The following is a 17,200-nucleotide window of genomic DNA, read 5'->3' on the forward strand; positions in this document are numbered from 1 at the left end:
CGCCCGCCATGACACCGACCGCCACGACACCGACCGCTACGACACCCACCTCCATCGCGCCGCCGACCCGTCCGGCGACTGCCGGCGCACTGCGCGTCGAGGGCGCGCACGTCGCCTACCGGCGCCGCTCCGTCCTGCACGACGTGGACCTCACCCTCGCCCGCGGGAAGGTGCACGGACTCGTCGGCCCCAACGGCGCCGGCAAGTCCACCCTGCTGCGCGCCCTGGCCGGCATGATGCCGCTGTGCGACGGCGCGGTGCTCTCCGGGGAACACGAGATCTCCTCCCTCGGCAGCCGCGAGCGCGCCCGACGGATCGCCTTCCTTCCGCAGGACACCCACGTCGAGGCGGGCCTGCGCGTGGACACCGTGGTGGGCCTGGGCCGCTACGCCCACCACGGCGTGCTCACCCGCATGCAGGGCGATCTCACCGCCGCGGACCGCGACGTGGTCGAGGAATCCCTCGCACGGGTGGGCGTCGACCACCTGCGGGAACGACGGATCGATCAGCTCTCCGGCGGCCAGCGCCAGCTCGTGCTGATCGCCAAGCAGCTCGCGCAGGCCTCCGAGGTGATGCTCCTGGACGAACCCGTCTCCGCCCTCGACCTCGGCTTCCAGGCCGATGTGGTCGAGCTGCTGCGGGACCTCGCCGCGGAGGGCCGCGCAGTCGGCGTGGTGCTGCACGACCTGAACCTCGCCGCCCGTGCCTGCGACGACCTCACGCTGCTGGCGGAGGGTCGGGTGCTCGCCACCGGCACCCCGCACGAGGTGCTGCGCCCCGAGCTGCTGGCCGACGCCTACCGGATACGGGCCGACGTCGACCTCGACCCGCTCACCGGCCGGCCCCGCATCACCCCGCGGTGCCGCATCCCTCGTCCGTCCTGACCGCCCCGTCGGCGGCCGCGCCGTCGGCTGCCACCTCAACGGCAGCCGGTCACCGGCTGCCGACCACCCGAGAACCACCCACCCCAGAACCACCCACCCCGATGGAACAGGAACGCCCATGCACGCGCTCACCCGCCGCAGCTTCGCCCGCACCTCCCTCCTCTCGTTCGGAGCGCTCACCGCCGTGACCGCCTGCTCCTCCGCGGACGGCAACGATCCCTCCGCCGCCTCCGACGGCAGCTGGCCGCGCACCGTCACGCTCGGCAACTCCGAGATCAGCCTCGACGCCGCACCGCAGCGGATCGTCGCCGTCTCCACCGAGACCGGCGACCTCGCCCTGGAACTCGTGGGCCCTGAGCGGATGGCCGGCGTGGTCGAGGGTGCGCAGGACCCCTCCAGCGCCAACCAGTCCGAGCTCGCCCAGCAGGTCGAGGACACCGTCGTCGGCGCTCCCTCCCCGGATCCCGAGCAGATCCTCTCCCTCGAACCGGATCTCGTGCTGCTCACTGAACGTCACGACGGCGAGGAGTCGGTGGGGGCATCCCTCACCGCCAGCGGCGTGCCCTGCGCGGCCTTCGCCTCTTCCGATTTCGAGTCTCCCCAGTCCGTGGCCGGCGTGATCGCCGCCCTCGGCGGACTGTTCGGCGCGGAGGACGCCGCCGCGCAGGTCACCGCCGCCATGCAGCAGCAGATCGACGAGGTCGAGGCCGCCGTCGAGGCCGCCCAGGACGCCCCGCGCACCCTGGGACTGTTCGTGCGTGGCCCCTCGACCATGATGTTCGCCGACTCCTCCTCGACCAGCACCCTCATCGAGCTCGCCGGGGGCACGTCGATCGCCACGGAGTCCGGTTGGCACTCCTCGCCCGCGGCCGATCCGGAAGTGCTCATCGACGCCGCTCCCGACGTGATCCTGGTCCAGGACTTCCATGGAGGAGGCCTGGGCCCCTTCTCCGCTCTGCTGGAGAGCCCGGCGCTCGCCGACGTCCCGGCGATCGCCGAGAACCGTGTGCACCTGATCGATGCCCTGACCACCTCGGGCTCCGCCGGAGCGCGGCTGGGGGAGGGTCTGCGGCAGATCGCTTCCCTGCTCCACCCCGACCTCGTGGACCAGGAGCAGTGAGCGCCCGTGTGGATCCGTGAGGCGCTGTGCGACCCGCCGCCGGGCTCCCGCACCGCGCTGCTGCTGACTTGGGCACGCACCCTCGCCCTCGCGCGCGGCGCGGCCGCTCTCGGCGTCGTCCTCGACACGGCGCCTCGTCGCAGGGCCACAGCGCGCGCCGCGCAGCGCTCGCCCTGCCCTCGTGCTGCTCGCCGCCGCGGCGGGCGCGGGTGCCGGAGCCCGGGTGGGGCAGATGGCGGGGAGACGGAGACCGGCTGGCGAGAGCGCGTGATGCGTTCAGCGCTCGGGGCGGCGCCGACCCGACGACGAGAGCGCGGCCCCGGACGGGGACGGGGCCGGTGCCGAGGCCGGGCACGGAACGATGCTGGACGCCGCCACCGCGGGGGGTCGAGAAGGTCGCCGCCTACCGGTCCGGGTTCCTCACCCCCACCCTGGCCGCGTTCACCGCCCCACTGCTGGTGCTCGCGGTCTGGGCCGCGGTGATCGATGCGCTCGGGGCGCTGGTGCTGCTGGTCGCGATCGCCGCGGTGCCGCCCCTGATCGTGCTCGGGATCACGTGCTGCGCCGCTCGAACGGCCAGTTCCGGCGTGCGCAGAGCCAGGCGCCGCCCGCTATCTCGAGCTCGTCGAGGGACTCGGCACGGTGAGCGTGCTCGGCGCCGGCGCCCGCGTGCTCGCGGACTACGCCAGACGGCGCGCGGCGCGATGCGTGAGCTCACGCGGCTGCTCGCACGCAACCAGGTGGTGATCGTGGTGCACGACGCCGTGTTCGGGGTGCTCATGGGCTGCGTCGCCGTGGCCCTGGTGCTGGCGGGCTTCGACAACGGCCGGATCGGTGCCGGTCAGGCCTTCACGGGGATCCTGCTGGTCGTGCTGCTGCAGGAACCGATGGGGCGGATCGGCCGCACCTTCTACGTCGCCCTCGGAGGCCGTGCCCGGCGCGACCAACTCGAGGAGCTCACGGCCGACGTCCAGCACCACCGAGAGCACGGGCACGCGGCGGACGCCTGCCCACGACACCCCTCCATCGATCGACGAGCTCCGTGGGCTCGGAGTGGTCGCGCGGGCCGGCCCGTGCTCGAAGGGGTGGACCTCGCACTCCCCGCCGGCGCGCGCATCGCCCTCGTCGGCCCCTCGGGCGCCGGAAGTCCACACGCTGCTGCGGGTGCTCGGAGGCCTCGAGGAGCCCGCCGCGGCAGGATCCACCTGGACGGCGCCCGCGGCGACGCCGCCGTGCGCCGTCGCCGCTGCGCCACCCTCGGCCAGCACATCGACCTGCCTCCCAGCACGCTCGAGGACAACCTGCGCCTGGTCGCCCCGGACGCCGACGGATCCCGCCTCACCGAAGCCCTCCATACCGCCGGCCTCGCCCGGACCTGCGCACCATGCCGGCGGGGGAGCGGACCGTCGTCGGGGAGGGAGGCGCTGCTGTCTGTCGGCGGTCAGCGACGGCGCCTGGGCCTCGCGCGCCTGCTGATCCAGGACCGTGGCCTCGTGCTGCTCGACGAGCCCACGGCCGATCTCGACCGCGCCACCGAGCGACTGGTGCGTGAGCGGCTCGCCGTGTCCCTGCAGGTCGGCACGGTCGTGGAGACCTCCACGCCCTGCACACCACCTTGGACGCCGACCTCTCGTGGTGGTGCTCGTGCCGGCGCTGTCGTGGACGTCGGCCCGCCCGACCAGGTTCGCTCGCGGCCCGGCTACTACGCCGAGGCGCTCGCCGCGGAGACCGCCGACGACCCCCGCCTCCGCGAAGGAGCCGCCCGATGACGCAACGGAACCGCCCGATGACGGATCTGCGCTGGCTGCTCGCCTTCGCCGCCCCCGCCCGTGGCGTGCTCGCCGTCTCCGTGCTGCGCCAGGCTCCTGGGGCACACCGCCTCGGCTGCGGCCCTCTGCCCTGCCTGCCTGGGCGATCGCCGCGCGCTCACACAACCGGGGATCTGTCCGTGCTCGTCGTCGTCGCCGGACTCATCGTGCTCGCGCTGGCGGCCGGGGCCCTGCGCTATCTCGAAACAGCTCACCGGGCATCTGGCGGCCTTCCGCCTGCTGGGCGAGCTGCGCATCTGGGTGATGCACCGAGTGCTCCCGCAGGCCCCGGCCGTGATCGATGTGCGCGGAGCGGCTCGCGTGCTCGATGTGGCCGTGGGGACGTGGACCGGATCGAGGTGTTCTTCGCGCACACGATCGCTCCCGCGATCAGCGCCGTGCTCCTCCGGCCGCCGCGATCGGTTTCACGCGCGCCACCGCCGGCCCTCCCACGGCGCTGAGCCTCGCCCTCTGGCTCGCCGCAGGCTGGGCCGTCTCTCTTTCTCGGCCGTGGCGCGGGCCGGCAGACCGCCCGCGTGCTGGGCCGTGCCCGCGGCGACATCACCCAGCATGTGGCGGACTCTCTCTGCGGTGCGGGACGTGATCCAGGGTGCCGGCACCCTGGAGGAGGCGCCTGGCGCGATGCGAAGCTGGACGCACGGCCTCGGCGCCGCGCTGACGGCCCGGTCCCGCCGGGCCGGCGTGCGCCACGGGGCCACCGCCATGAGGGTCTGGGGGGACGCTGCTCGTGCTGCTCGTCGGCCTCGCGACAGCACCCGGAGCGCTGCCGGCCGTGCTCCTGGCGGCCGCGCTGGTGCCGGGCACCGCGACCGGACTGGACACCCTCGAGCGGCTCGCCGTGTCCCTCCCCGCCGGTCTCGAGGCGACGCGGCGCGTGCGGGAGCTCGCCGAGGCCTCCCCGCTCGTGCCGGAACCGTCTGAACCCACCGCGCCGACGGGACCGACAGCGCCGATATCGCCGATATCGCCGATATCGCCGACGGGCCTGCGGGGCCCGGGCTTCAGTGGCGTCTCGACGCAGGCCACCGCACCGGCAGGCGGTTCGCGGATCGCCGCCGAGCTCACCGACGTGACGTTCCGTTACCCGGACCGCCCGGACCCCGTGCTCGAGTCCATCAGCCTGCATCTCGCACCCGGCACCACGGTCGGCATCACCGGACCCACGGGATCCGGGAAGTCGACGATCGCGCGCCTCCTCCAGCGCCACCGGGACCCCGAGGCCGGCACCGTCACGATCGACGGGGTCGACGCGAGACGCCTCGGCTCTACGCAGGTGCAGAGGATCGTCGCGGTCGCTGATCAGGATCCCTTCCTGCTCGACGCGACCGTGGCCGCGAACCTGCGCCTGGCCGCCCCGGGGGCACCGGATGCGGCCCTGGAGGAGGTACTGCGCACCGCCTGCTCACCCCTGCCGCTGGACCGGTGCATCGGCCCCCGCGGCAGCGCACTGAGCGGTGGCGAGCGGCAGCGCCTGGCCCTGGCCCGGACGGTGCTGCGCGCCGGCCAGGCTCCCGGCGGGATCGCGGGAGCGATCCTCGTGCTCGACGAGGCCACCAGCCATCAAGACCCCCTCACCCAGGAGCGCGTGGTCGCCGGCGTGCAGCGCCTGGGCACCTCCACGGTGGTCATCGCTCACCGCCACGAGACGCTGCGCCCAGCGGACCACCTGATCCATCTCGAGAACGGACGAGTGGTGCCCGCTGACAGCAGCTGCTGAGCACCATCGTGGCGGCTGACGCTCACCGCAGCCACGGGGCATCGCCACGCTCCTCCCCGGCGTGAGACGCTCGGGGCGTGAGCCATTTTGCATCGGAGCACGGTATCGACTGGGGCATCGGAGAGTTCGATCCCGCCCTCTACCTGGAGCGGATCGGGGTGGAGACCGACCTGGGCGGAGCGGGGGACGCCCCAGATCTCGATCTCCTCGAACGCATCCACCTCGCGCACGTGCGCACCTTCCCCTTCAGCAACATCGACGTGCTCCTGGGTCGCCACCCCGGGGTCGACCCAGGGACCGTCGCCCACCGGATGCTGCACGAGGGCGTGGGCGGCTACTGCTTCGAGCACGTCCAGCTGATGGCTGGGGTGCTCGAGCGGCTCGGAATGTCGGTGCGGCGTCGGCTGGGCCGTGTCCATTCCGCGACCAACAGCCGCACCCACATGTCGCTGGACGTAGAGCTCGACGGTCAGTGGTGGGTGATGGATCCCGGCTTCGGCCTCTCGCTCACCGGCCCGCTCCTGCGTGAGGACGGCGCCCGGCGCGAGGAGTGGTTCGGGACCCTGTCGATGCACTCTTCCCGGATCGGTGACGCCGGTGACGTCGGAGACATGGAGCAGTGGGAGCTGCGGCGCGGCGAGGATCTCCAGCACGTCACCGATCTGCTGCCCGTCATGCCGGCCGACGTGACCGGCGGTCACCACATCACCTCGACGATGCCGGGCGCCGGTCCGTTCCGGTCCCAGCTCGTGGTGAGTCGCTTCGTCGAGGACGGGCATGTCACGGTCACCAGCGCTGCTCGCACGATCCGCCGCCCCGGTCAGCGGACCCTGCACGAGGAGCTCACCGCGAGCCAGGCCGTCGACGCCGTGGCAGACCTCGGCGTGCCGATGGACGCCTCGACCGCGCAGACGCTCGGCGAGAGACTGCGCGAGAGGGCTTGAGCTCGCCGACGCACTGTCCGCAGCCGGTTCCAGCAGGCCGGGTACGTGGCGACGCTGAACCTCTCAGCCACTCGCGACCGCCCATACGGCCTCGGGGAGGAGGCCGACCTCGACCGCCGTTCCCGGACGCCAGGGCTCGTCCGTCGGTCCCAGCGGACGGCGGATGACGAGTGTCCCGGCGTCGGTCTCGACGTCATGGTCGACGTGGTCGCCGCCGAAGGTCGTCGCGAGGACGTGACCGAGCCGGGGATCGACGTCTCGGCGGTCCGCGACTCGCACCATCGTGAACGCGTGGGGGTGCCCGAGCACGATGCAGCGCTCTCCCACGCGTCGCAGTTCAGACGATGCGGGGACGTCCCAGTGCGCCCCCAGGATGCTCACCCGCACGCGGTGCCCGTCCTGGTCTTCGACGAGGCCGTCGACCTGTGCGGACAAGAAATTGGGTATGCCGACGCGAGTGGCGATCCAGGCGCTCGCCGGATGGGAGTAGACCTCGCGTGGAGTGTCGACCTGCACGATCACCCCGTCCCGCATCACGGCGATACGGTCGGCCACGGCGAGAGCGTCAGACCAGTCATGGGTGACGAGCAGAGATGCGCTGCCCATTCGCCGGTGTATCCGCGAGATCTCCTGGAGCAACCCGCCACGAGCGGCAGGATCCACATGCGCGAGAGGCTCGTCGAACAGCATCACTCTGGGCTGGCGGACGAGGGCCCGAGCGAGCGCGACCCGCTGACGCTGACCGGCGGAGAGCTCGTGGGGAAGGCGATCGGCAAGCGTGCGGAGGTCCAAGGACGTCAGGGCCACGTCGAGTGCGTCCGCCGCCGAGAGCCCCCCGTCGCCACGCCCTACCGCGAACGCGATGTTCCCCGAGACCGTGAGCTGAGGGAACAGCACCGGAGTCTCGAACATCATCGTCGCAGGCCGATGCTCCACCGGCACCCGCGCCATGTCGCGGCCGCTGATGGACACCGTGCCTGCCGGGAGCGGCTCGAGTCCTGCGACGCGTCGCAGCAGAGTGGTCTTCCCGGAGCCCGACGGGCCGATCAGCGCCACCATCTCGCCGGGGTGAACCTGCAGATCGACCCCGGCGACTCCGCTCAGATGCAGTCCGGAGTGTGCTGTCATGCGGGCCTCCTGCGTGCTCCGAGAACTGTGGCACTTGCACCAGCCACCAGAGCGCTCGCCCCGCCCACCAGGAGGGCGACGACTGCAGCAAGAGCGAAAGTCTGCTCAAGCGCAGCTCGATCGAGCAGGTCGAGAGCGAAAGAAGCCACCATCGGCGCATCAGGCGTGGACACGAAGACCACGGGGGCGACCGACACGATGTTCCGCGCGACCACGGCGGCCCCGGTTGCGGCGACAAGCGCTCCGGTCTGCGGCAGGAAGAGGCCGACGGCGACACGTCGCCGGCCGGCACCGAGCACCCTGGCGGTCTCGAGCACGGGGACGGGAACCTGGCGTTGCCCGGCACGTGCGGCCAAGTGCACCATCGGCACGGCCGGTGCCATGAAGACGGCCACGATCGCCACAGACCCGGATGCGAGCGACGCGCCGCCGACCAGCGCCGGCAGCTCTCCGAGAGGCGTGCGCGTCCCGAGCCCGTAGGCCAGGAAGATGGCGATGCCGAGGGTCGTGCCGGGCATCAGCAGCAATGACGTCTGGAGAAGATCCACGCTGCGGGCGAGCCGCTTGCTTCCTCGTCCGGAGGCCCACGCCGTCATCAGACCCACCGGGACCGACAGGAGAAGCGCTGCCACCGCGTATCGCACGGTCGAACCGATGACGTCCATCATCATCGGTGTGAGCAACGATCCTCTCGCCCGGAACATCGTGATCAGTGCAGCCAGCGCCAGCGTCAGCACGATGGCCAGGACGAGGACACTCAGCGCCCGACAGGCCTGCACGAGGACCGAACGGGGCAGTACGAGCCTGGGGCTGGGGCTGAGCCCCTGCCAATGGTCGGCGAGCGCGTTCGGATCGCGTCCGCGCCACAGCGCCAGCAGGACGGGAAGAACGGGCAGGGTGAGCAGGACGGCGATGAGGGCAGCAGTGCCCTCTCCACCCCAGGCGATCACTTCGATGTAGGCGGTGTGCGCGAGTGTCGGCACCCGGCCGCGCAGTACAGCGGGGATCGACGGGTCCGACAGAGCAGAGACGAACAGCAGCGCGGCCGCGATCGCGAGTGGCCTGCGCAAGGGCGGCAGCAGGACGAGACGGACCACCGTCGCGGCGCGCGCGCCGTTGACCCTTCCCATCTCGACCAGCCGGGGGTCCACCACGCGCCAAGCCATTCTGATCGTCAGATAAGGGATCGGAAGGTGCGCCACGACCATCGCAGACGTCATTCCCAGGCCTCCGTAGACATCGGGAAGCATCGCGGTGAGCAGGCCTGCCCGCCCGCCGACGGCGACGACCGATGCTGCGACGACGTAGGGAGGCACCAGCAGGAGCCCGCCGAGGACTGCGTCGAGCAGGCGTCTCCACCCCGGGCGGAGCGTGCGGGCGGTCAGAGCCAGGGCAAAGGCCAGCACGGTGCCGATCACGGTCACCGTGAGAGCGAGTGCAGAGGAGACCGCCATCGTGTGCCCGAGCCCGGGAAAGGCTCGGGTCGTCGCCACGGCTGAGATCGCTTCCGCCAGCATGCGCAGCACCGGCCAGCCGACGACGAGCACCGCTCCCGCACTGCAGATGACGAGGGAGGAGGCCGCTGCCCAGCGGTACCAGATGCGGCTCACCGCTCGACCTCTTCCGAGAACCACGCCAGGAGTGCGTCCCGTCGTGCGGAGCGCTCGGTGAGCGAGGCGCCGATCACCGGATAGGAGCCATCTGCCAGGATCTCAGCAAGGTTGTCGGGCAGGTCCGACCGGGTCGGGATCTGTTCGATGCCGCTCGTCGCGCCGGCTTGCTGCCCATCGGCCGAGAGCGCGAAGTCGAGGTAGTCCCGAGCGGCCTCAGGATGCGGTGCATCGGCGAGCACGGCGACCGCCCCGACCTCGTACTCTGTCGCGTCGTCGGGAAGCACCACGTCGACCTGGCTGCCGTCGGCGCGCGCGGCGTCGCAGTAGGGCGCGAAGGTGATGGCGACGGCGGCCTCGCCGCGTGCCACCACCTGTGCAGGCGCAGTACCGGATCGTGTGAATTGGAGGACCTGCCCGTAGAGGTCTGCGAGGTATCCGCGACCGGCGTCCGCGCCGAGTCGGTCGATCTGCAGCGACATCGCCGTGTAGGCGGTCCCGGAGGTTCGGGGTGACGCCGTGCTGATCTGTCCCTTCAAGGCAGGGTCGAGCAGGTCGTCCCAGGTGTGAGGGATGTCGGTCCCGAGTTCCGCGACCGCCTGCGGCGCCACGCAGAAGGCCAACATCGAGGAGTACACGCCGCTCCAGCGGTTCTCGGTGTCCTGAAAGGCGGCGGGGATTCCTTCGGACTCCCCGGAACGGTAGGAGGCGAGCAGGCCTTCGTCGGCGGCTTCGACGTACATCTCGGAGCCGCCTCCGTGCCAGACGTCGAACTCGGGGAGGTCCTCGCCATGGCGGATGCGCTCGAGCGCCTCCGAAGTGGGCAGTCGCACGGTGGTCACGTCGTACCCGGTGCGCTCCGAGAACGTTCGGGTCCACGCCCGGCAGATCTCGGCGTCATTGGAGCAGAGAACTGCGAGGTCGTGGTCCACGGGCCAGTCCCCGTCGCTCGCCGTGCAGCCGACGAGTGCGAGCAGTGCGAGCACCAGCAGCGCACAGGTGGCGCGCGGTGAGCGACGGGGAGTAGTCATGACTCCCTGAGCGTAGGCCAGTCCTCAGCTCTCGGAGGCGGTGCCGTCGGCCGCCGCTGCTTCAGCGGCCAGGCGCTTCTCCTCGCGAGCCCGCATCAGCACCTTCTCGTCCTTGCCGATCAGCCACATGATGCCGACGACGAGCAGTGCGCACGCTGTCAGGACGGCGAACGAGACGTCCCAGCCGAACTCTTGCACCATCAGGCCCACGCCGGAGGACGCGAGCGTCGCGCCCAGCAGGTACCCGAAAAGCCCGGTGAAGCCGGCCGCAGTCCCAGCGACCTGGCGTGGCGAGAGATCGATGGCCTGCAGACCGATGAGCATGACCGGGCCGTAGATGAGGCCGCCGATGACCGCTACCAGGGCGATCGAGATCCAGAGAGGAGCGGAGACGGGCACCTGCCAGTAGGCGACGAGTGCCACTGCCGTCAGAGCCATGAACAGCATGCCGGTGCCGGCACGGTATCCGCGGAAGAGCGTGTCCGAGACCCAGCCGCACAGGAGGGTGCCGACGATGCCGGCGAGCTCGAACACCACGAAGCCCGTGATGCCGTCGGAGACCTCCGCCCCGCGAGTGTCCGCGAGGTAGACGGTGATCCAGTTCAGCACTCCGTAACGCAGTGCATAGACGAAGACGTTGGCGACCGCCAGCAGCACGATCACTCGGCTGGTGAGGACATGCTTGAGGATGAACTGCCACATGGACGGCTGTTCGTCGGAGTCTTCGTCGATCTCGACCTTCGCGGGGTCGTCGCGATGCTCCTCGATGGGTGGCAGGCCTTCGGATTCCGGGGTGTCGCGGATCAGGAAGAACGCGACGACGGCGACGGCCAGGGCGATGACTGCCGGGAACCAGAAAGCAGCGCGCCAGTCGTCTGCGGTCCAGGCCAAGGCCGCTGCCGCTGCGACGCCCAGGCCGGCTGCGCCCACATTGTGCGCGGTGTTCCAGATGGACGTCTTCCATCCTCGCTCATTGGTCGAGAACCAGTGGACGAGCACCCGCCCCGAGGCCGGCCATCCCATGCCCTGGAACCAGCCGTTGATGAACATCACCGTGGCGAAGACAGCGATGGTCCCGGAGACCCACGGCACGAAAGCGACGAAGAGGTTGGTCAGCGCCGAGAGGGCGAGCCCGATGGGAAGGAAATAGCGGGCGTTGGAACGGTCCGAGACCGTGGCCATGAAGAACTTCGAGAGCCCGTAGGCGAAGAGCACGGCATTGGCGATCAGGCCGATGCCGAGGGTGCTCAGCCCCTTGTCCTCCATCAGGAGCGGCGCCACGAGCGAGACGTTGTTCCGGATCAGATAGAACCCGGCATAGCCGAGGAAGATCCCGAGGAACACATTCACGCGGCGGCGGGGATAGAGCCGCTTCACCTCTGCGTCATCGAGGCGCGGCTTCGGCGGTGGGGCCGAGAGGAACCCGCGGCGCTTCGTGGGGGCAGTCATCGTTCTCCTTCGTCATCGGGGAGGAACGGGCGACAGGAAAGCCCCGGGTCTCCCCAGGGCTCGTGCTTCGTTGCAGCACTCACGCCCGTGCCCATCAGCCTGCCGAGATCGAGGTAACCGTGGGGTGGCGTTCGGTGACGATCGGTGACGAGATCAGCGCGGGTGATTCGCGGGGAGGACCCGAACCCGGTACCCCTGGCCGCGGACGGCCTCGATGAGGTCTGTGGGGGCGCCCTGGGCACGCATCTGCTGGCGAAGCCGGTAGATCATCGATTTCACCATGTCGCGGCCTCCTTCAGCGCGGCTCGTGCCCCAGACCTCCTGGAGAAGCGTGCGCAGAGGAACGGCACGGCCCGCATCCTGCGCGAGGCGGCCCAGCAGCCGCAGCTCGGTCTCCGGCAGGTCGAGGTCGACGCCGTCCCAGCTCGCGCTGCCTCGTTCACGGTCCACGCGGAGAGCACCGCACTGCAGCACCTGGCCGGTAGGGCCGTTGAGCATCGTCGAACCGGTGGAGCGTCGCAGAATCGCCTGCGCCCGCAGTGCGAGCTCGCGTGGGCTGAACGGCTTCGTGAGGTAGTCGTCCGCACCCGCAGTGAGGCCGGCGACGCGGTCGTCCACCTCGCCGAGCGCCGTGAGGAGGATGACCGGCACGTCAGATGTGTCCCGCAATGATCTGCACAGGTCGATGCCGCTCTCGCCCGGCAGCATGACGTCGAGTACGACGAGTTCGATCGGTTCGGCCTCGAGCAGCGTGCGTGCCGAAGGAGCGTCGGGCGCAGTGAGGGTGCGAAGCCCTTGAGTCTCCAGAGCGAACGAGATGATCGCTGTCATCTGCACTTCGTCGTCGACGACGAGCACCAAGGAGGCGTCTCCCTTCGGCGAGATCGTGGGGTCAGTCATGGCTCTCCTCCTGCGAGGGCCAAGGCAGCACCACCAGGATGCGAGTGCCACGGCGTATGAACGAATCGATGACGACGCGTCCATCGTGCGCGTCGACGATCTGGCGGATCACTCCCATGCCGAGCCCGGTGCCCTGAGGGTGGCCACTGGTCTCCGGAGCGAACAGATCCGCGCGTTGATCCGGGCTCATCCCCGCTCCGTCGTCGGAGACGGCAATGGTGGTTCCTTCGGTGGTCACGTCCACTCGAACAGTCACTTCGGCCTCGGGCCCTGCGTGGCGGACTGCGTTGTTGATCAGATTCCACAGCACCTGCCGGATCATCGCGCGGTCGACGTCCAGGACGAGGGGGCCGCCCCTGCTGTCCAGATGGAGGGGCGTGCTCCTGATCCGCCTCAGTTCCAGCACCGTCTCTCGGACCAGTGCGCGGATGTCGACCGCAGTGCGGTCCAGCGTCGGCCTGCCGGCGTCCAGTCTGGCTTCGAGAAGGAAGTCCTCGGCCATGCTCACCACCAGAGAGGTGTTGTCCACGATCGTGTCGACGAAGTAGCGCTGTGTGGAGTTCAACGGCCCGGGGGTCTCCTCTGCGAGCAGATCGGCAGCACCCTTCACCAGTGTGAGGGGAGTGCGGATCTCGTGGGAGAGGACTCGGGCGGAGTGCTTCTCAGGAGGGCCCGTTCCGGACTTCTTGTGGCCGCCCGGCGACCTCGACCGCTGGCGCTCACCCAGGGCTATTGCTCCGCCGCCGACGAGAGCTCCCAGCAGGAGGACGGCCAGCAGCAGGGCGGCGAGCTGCCACCCTGCGAGCTGAAGCACGTCGCCTGACATGTGGCAAGGGTATTCGTGGATGCCGTCGGGCGGCGACGCCAGCTCGGATCAGCCAGCGACCATCCCGTTCACCGGCCCGGTCTCGTCGACGAGACGCGCACAACTGTATTACCGGCCTGCTGCGCCTCTGCGCATACTGCTCGGCGCTGCAATGGCCCATCTCCCACGGCCCTTACACCTCGTTGCCGATGCCCCAGATCGGCACCGCTCGCGGCTCGTCGATCCCGTCGGCCACGCGCAGTCGGGTCATCTCGGTATCGCCGGCGTAGTTCGTGTATTCGACCCAGCGCACCGCGTCCTCTCCCGCTCGGCCAGCGCACCACCGGTATCCCCAGGCCCCGGCAGGCATCGATGACGTCCGGTCATCAGCTGGCCAGCATGCGCGCGGCTCTGGAAGGGCGCAATGGCCTGCGCCGATCTCCGTCCAGACCGAACTCCGGACCGAAGAGACCGGCAACACTGCCTGTGACACTCACCATCTCGGGTGTCACCGCAGGTCAGCGGGCAATATGTCTGTCTCCCAGCCAGCTCTGAGGATAGTCAGGGGGAACTCGGAACCATCCGACCAGGATGAGCTTCATGGCCTCCTCTGCGCATCACTCCGCCCGTCCTCCTGCTGCGCCCGAGGATCCGGAGCGTCCGGCATCCGGCGGGCGCTCGGGCGAGGACTCGGAGCTGCAGGTCAAGAAGCTCTCGCCCACAGGTCTCGTGGCCAGCGGTGCGGCCGCCGCCACGGCGACCGTCGTCGGCGGCCAGCTCGGGATCGCCGGCACCGTCGTCGGAGCCGCACTCACGTCCGTGGTCTCGGCGACCGCGCTCGCGCTCTATACCGATTCCGTCAACCGCAGTCGGCAGACGCTGAAGAAGGTCGCCGCCAAGGGCCCGAAGCTCGCTGCGCCCGCGCGCTCGCAGAGCGTCCACTCCTCGCGCACCGGCTCGCGGGCCGTGGATCGCGACCGTGACGCCGCTGCTCTCGGGCTCGGGGATCTCTCGGCAGGGAGCGCGCCCGACGACGCCCCCTCGCGTCAGCGCAGGATCGTGAAGATCGCCGTTCTGGCCGCGGTGATCGCCCTGGTCGGTCTCGCCGCCGTCTTCGGCATCCAGCGCGTGCTCGGCACAGAGCTCTCCCCGGGCACGGGGCAGATCCAGCGGTCCGTCACCGGCAACGACACGGTCGCGCCGCGCGATGACTCCTCGACGACCGACCGCGATCAGCAGGACGGCACCGGCACAGAGCAGCAGGAGGACGGCGCTCCTGCGACCGAGCAACCGGACAGCACCACCGACGACACGGACACGCAGCAGGACGACCGCTCCACACAGGACGAGGGCGACGCCCCGCAGCAGACCCAGGCCCCGGCCGAGCAGAACGGCGACTCCGCACCGCAGGGGAGCGGCACGACCACGGACGGCGGAAGCGGCGGGTCAGCGCAGGGAGGCTCGGGCTCCCAGCAGTAAGGACGAGTCGTAGGAACGCGCACGCAGCGGGACCGGCCTGCAGTAGGACGCACACACCGACGCCGGCGGACCGGTTCCGTTCTGGCCGAGCACCTGCGCGGCGGCTCTCACCTCGGCCCCCGTCATCACGTGCATGCTCGACCACTACGCTCGGAGAGCTCGTGATCCCTGCCTTGCTCACCCAGAACAGGAGCCCACATGGCCTTTCCGCGGCGTCTCGCCGATGCCCTCGCCAGGCTCGCCCAGCGTGCGCCGGGAGCGCCCCGCATCGCTCCCGAGATCGCGTTCGAGGAGCTGCCGGCTCGCACTGAGCCCCTCACGATCCCCACGCGGCACGGAGAGATCCCGGCCGTGCTGTACTCACCGCCCGGCGGCCCGAGCGGCGCGGGGGTCTACCTGAACCTGCACGGCGGCGGCTTCGTGATGCGCCATCCGGAGCAGGATGATGCGCTGTGCCGTTTCGTCGCGGCCACCGCCGAGGTGAGCGTCGTGAACATCGACTACACACCCGCCCCGCAGCTGCGGTTCCCGGGCCCTGTCGAGCAGGCCTACGACGCGGCGCTCTGGGCGGCGGAGCCCGGCCGACCTTGGGATGGCGCCAAGATCGCGATCGGTGGCCAGTCCGCCGGCGGGTCGCTCGCCGCCGGCGCCTCCCGTCTCGCTCTCGAGAACGGTGGGCCGCGCGTCTCCCTGCAGGTGCTGATGTATCCGGCGCTGGATCTCACCGTGCCTGCCCGTCGCAAGAGGACTGCGGGCAAGGAGGCGTTCCTGGCACGGATGGGGCCGGTCTTCGACCGCGTCTACTGTCCCGAGGAGGCGCAGCGCGCGGATCGCCTCTGCTCGCCTGCGGGCACGCGCGACGCCGCCTCGCTCACCGGCATTGCGCCGGCCCTGGTGGTCACGGCGCAGAGGGACATCCTCCGCGAGGAGGCCGTCCGCTATGCCGCGAGACTGGAGGCCGACGGTGCACTCCTGGAGCACATCGACCTGCCCGACGTCGGGCACGGTTTCAATCTTCTCGGCAACTCCCGCGAGGCCGTGCTGCCCGTCTACGAGCGGATAGCGCAGGCGACCGTCGGCGCGATCGGCTGAGCAGGGCCGGCACGAAGGCGCGGCACCGCTTCCCGCTGGACTTCCACGAACGGTCGGCGAGAATGGTGGCATGGAACACTCACTTCCTCTGCTCACCGGTGATCTCGCTCGGGCCGCTCGCGCCCTCACGCAGATCTCCCCCGACCTGATCGCTCAGCGGGCCGGCGTGGAACCGGACCAGCTGCGGAGCTTCGAACGGGGCGTCATCGATCTCGACAGCGACCAGCTCGCCGAGCTCTGGGTGACGCTGGAGCACTACGGTGCCCAGTTCATCGCCGAGGATGCCGACGGCGGATACGGGGTGCGCCGCAAGTTCTCGGCGCGCAACGTGAAGCGGATCGAGAACTGGGAGAACGAGGGCGGCCCCGCCTACGAGGACGACATCTGAGTCTGAGCCGACGCGCCTCTCGGCTGCGTCCGCGCTGTAGGTCCCGGCCGACGTCGCCGCCGGGACCAGACGCTCGAACCCCGGCTGAGCCGCTCCAGCTCCCGCCCCGATTGGGGCGTCCCTCACCCGGAGAGCCGAAGCACCGGGGAGCGGAACGCCGAGCAGGAGTCGGCCGTGCTATACGTCGATCATAACTCGTTCGATTCTTCTCCGCTGCGCCACCGCAGCCGCCGCACTGACCTTCACGCTCGCCGCCTGCGGACAGGCGCAGGACGGGACCGATGCGCCCGGCAGCGACGGCGGCGCCGACTCCAACCCGGCCGTCGAATCGTCCGAGGACCCCGCCCCCTCCGACGGGGGCGCTGACTCGGACTCTGCCGACGGGGCCGGCGCCGAGGAGTCCGCCGGCGAGTCGGCGGATGACCCGAAGGGCGAGGACTCGGGCGCGGACGCGGATGCGGGCGATGACTCGGAGACGGGCGAGGACGCGGACGCAGCGACGGACACCCTGACGATCACGCTGGACGGCGAGGACACGGAGATCACGCCGGACATCGTGCGCTGCAGCGGGGGAGGCGGCTCGATCCGGAACGTCGTGATCAAGAGTCAGTCCGGTCTGCCGCTGGTCAAGGTCACTCCGGGCGAGTTCGCCATGGTCAAGATGAACAATCGGGGCGAGCCCGAGAAGAGCAGCTCTACGGCAGACATCACGGCCGAGGACGGCACCGTGAGCTTCGACGAGGCGAGCATCGGAGGCGCCGTGGTCGACGGCACCGTGACCTGCCTGCAGGGCGACGACGACTGATATCGCCGGGCCGACGATT

15 protein-coding genes are annotated in these 17,200 nt (G+C 70.6%); 9 read left to right on the forward strand and 6 right to left on the reverse strand.

All coding sequences use genetic code 11. The features are described 5' to 3' along the window. The first annotated feature begins 8 nt into the window (after window positions 1-8). The 5 genes from CIK81_RS05190 to CIK81_RS05210 all read left to right on the forward strand — a co-directional run bounded on the left by CIK81_RS05190 (window position 9) and on the right by CIK81_RS05210 (window position 6,494). Window positions 9-884: an ABC transporter ATP-binding protein gene (locus tag CIK81_RS05190; RefSeq protein WP_158541926.1), complete on the forward strand. Its 876-nt coding sequence runs from the start codon at window positions 9-11 to the stop codon at window positions 882-884. A 118-nt stretch (window positions 885-1,002) separates the two neighbouring features. Further along, window positions 1,003-2,004, forward strand: a complete 1,002-nt coding sequence (locus CIK81_RS05195; RefSeq protein ID WP_096196474.1) for an ABC transporter substrate-binding protein — start codon at window positions 1,003-1,005, stop codon at window positions 2,002-2,004. 338 nt (window positions 2,005-2,342) lie between these two features. After that, window positions 2,343-3,773 (forward strand): ATP-binding cassette domain-containing protein, encoded by a 1,431-nt coding sequence (locus CIK81_RS05200; protein WP_147272341.1) that lies wholly within the window; start codon window positions 2,343-2,345, stop codon window positions 3,771-3,773. Between the two features lie 787 nt (window positions 3,774-4,560). After that, window positions 4,561-5,550 carry an ABC transporter ATP-binding protein gene (locus CIK81_RS05205; RefSeq protein WP_158541927.1) on the forward strand — a complete coding sequence of 330 codons (990 nt, stop codon included), beginning with the start codon at window positions 4,561-4,563 and terminating at the stop codon, window positions 5,548-5,550. 77 nt (window positions 5,551-5,627) lie between these two features. Beyond that, the gene (locus CIK81_RS05210) at window positions 5,628-6,494 is read left to right on the forward strand and encodes an arylamine N-acetyltransferase (RefSeq protein WP_096196477.1); all 867 of its coding nucleotides are present in this window, start codon (window positions 5,628-5,630) and stop codon (window positions 6,492-6,494) included. 63 nt (window positions 6,495-6,557) lie between these two features. Here the strand turns inward: CIK81_RS05210 and CIK81_RS05215 are convergent, their stop codons facing one another. The 6 genes from CIK81_RS05215 to CIK81_RS05240 all read right to left on the reverse strand — a co-directional run bounded on the left by CIK81_RS05215 (window position 6,558) and on the right by CIK81_RS05240 (window position 13,438). Continuing rightward, a complete protein-coding gene (locus tag CIK81_RS05215) occupies window positions 6,558-7,622 on the reverse strand; it encodes an ABC transporter ATP-binding protein (RefSeq protein ID WP_114305101.1) in 1,065 nt (354 codons plus the stop codon). Then, on the reverse strand, window positions 7,619-8,830 hold the full coding sequence (locus CIK81_RS05220) for an iron ABC transporter permease (RefSeq protein WP_143277938.1): 1,212 nt from the start codon (window positions 8,828-8,830) through the stop codon (window positions 7,619-7,621). Before CIK81_RS05220 ends, CIK81_RS05215 begins: the two co-directional genes overlap by 4 nt. 398 nt (window positions 8,831-9,228) lie before the next feature. After that, window positions 9,229-10,263 carry an ABC transporter substrate-binding protein gene (locus CIK81_RS05225; protein ID WP_096165872.1) on the reverse strand — a complete coding sequence of 345 codons (1,035 nt, stop codon included), beginning with the start codon at window positions 10,261-10,263 and terminating at the stop codon, window positions 9,229-9,231. 24 nt (window positions 10,264-10,287) lie between these two features. After that, window positions 10,288-11,712: an MFS transporter gene (locus CIK81_RS05230; protein WP_096165871.1), complete on the reverse strand. Its 1,425-nt coding sequence runs from the start codon at window positions 11,710-11,712 to the stop codon at window positions 10,288-10,290. A gap of 153 nt (window positions 11,713-11,865) precedes the next feature. Further along, window positions 11,866-12,612: a response regulator transcription factor gene (locus tag CIK81_RS05235; protein WP_096196480.1), complete on the reverse strand. Its 747-nt coding sequence runs from the start codon at window positions 12,610-12,612 to the stop codon at window positions 11,866-11,868. Further along, window positions 12,605-13,438, reverse strand: a complete 834-nt coding sequence (locus tag CIK81_RS05240; protein WP_096165869.1) for a sensor histidine kinase KdpD — start codon at window positions 13,436-13,438, stop codon at window positions 12,605-12,607. Before CIK81_RS05240 ends, CIK81_RS05235 begins: the two co-directional genes overlap by 8 nt. 579 nt (window positions 13,439-14,017) lie before the next feature. Here CIK81_RS05240 and CIK81_RS05245 point away from each other — a divergent pair. The 4 genes from CIK81_RS05245 (at window position 14,018) to CIK81_RS18150 (ending at window position 17,181) form a co-directional block, all read left to right on the forward strand. Then, the gene (locus CIK81_RS05245; protein ID WP_114382951.1) at window positions 14,018-14,896 is read left to right on the forward strand and encodes a hypothetical protein; all 879 of its coding nucleotides are present in this window, start codon (window positions 14,018-14,020) and stop codon (window positions 14,894-14,896) included. A gap of 198 nt (window positions 14,897-15,094) precedes the next feature. After that, the gene (locus CIK81_RS05250) at window positions 15,095-15,988 is read left to right on the forward strand and encodes an alpha/beta hydrolase (RefSeq protein ID WP_096196482.1); all 894 of its coding nucleotides are present in this window, start codon (window positions 15,095-15,097) and stop codon (window positions 15,986-15,988) included. Between the two features lie 70 nt (window positions 15,989-16,058). Continuing rightward, window positions 16,059-16,376, forward strand: a complete 318-nt coding sequence (locus tag CIK81_RS05255; RefSeq protein WP_096196483.1) for a hypothetical protein — start codon at window positions 16,059-16,061, stop codon at window positions 16,374-16,376. Window positions 16,377-16,971: 595 nt separating this feature from the next. Beyond that, window positions 16,972-17,181 (forward strand): hypothetical protein, encoded by a 210-nt coding sequence (locus CIK81_RS18150; protein ID WP_158541929.1) that lies wholly within the window; start codon window positions 16,972-16,974, stop codon window positions 17,179-17,181. The last annotated feature ends 19 nt before the right edge of the window (window positions 17,182-17,200 follow it).

It is taken from the genome of Brachybacterium sp. JB7 (assembly GCF_003335205.1).
In the GTDB taxonomy this organism is placed as follows: domain Bacteria; phylum Actinomycetota; class Actinomycetes; order Actinomycetales; family Dermabacteraceae; genus Brachybacterium; species Brachybacterium alimentarium.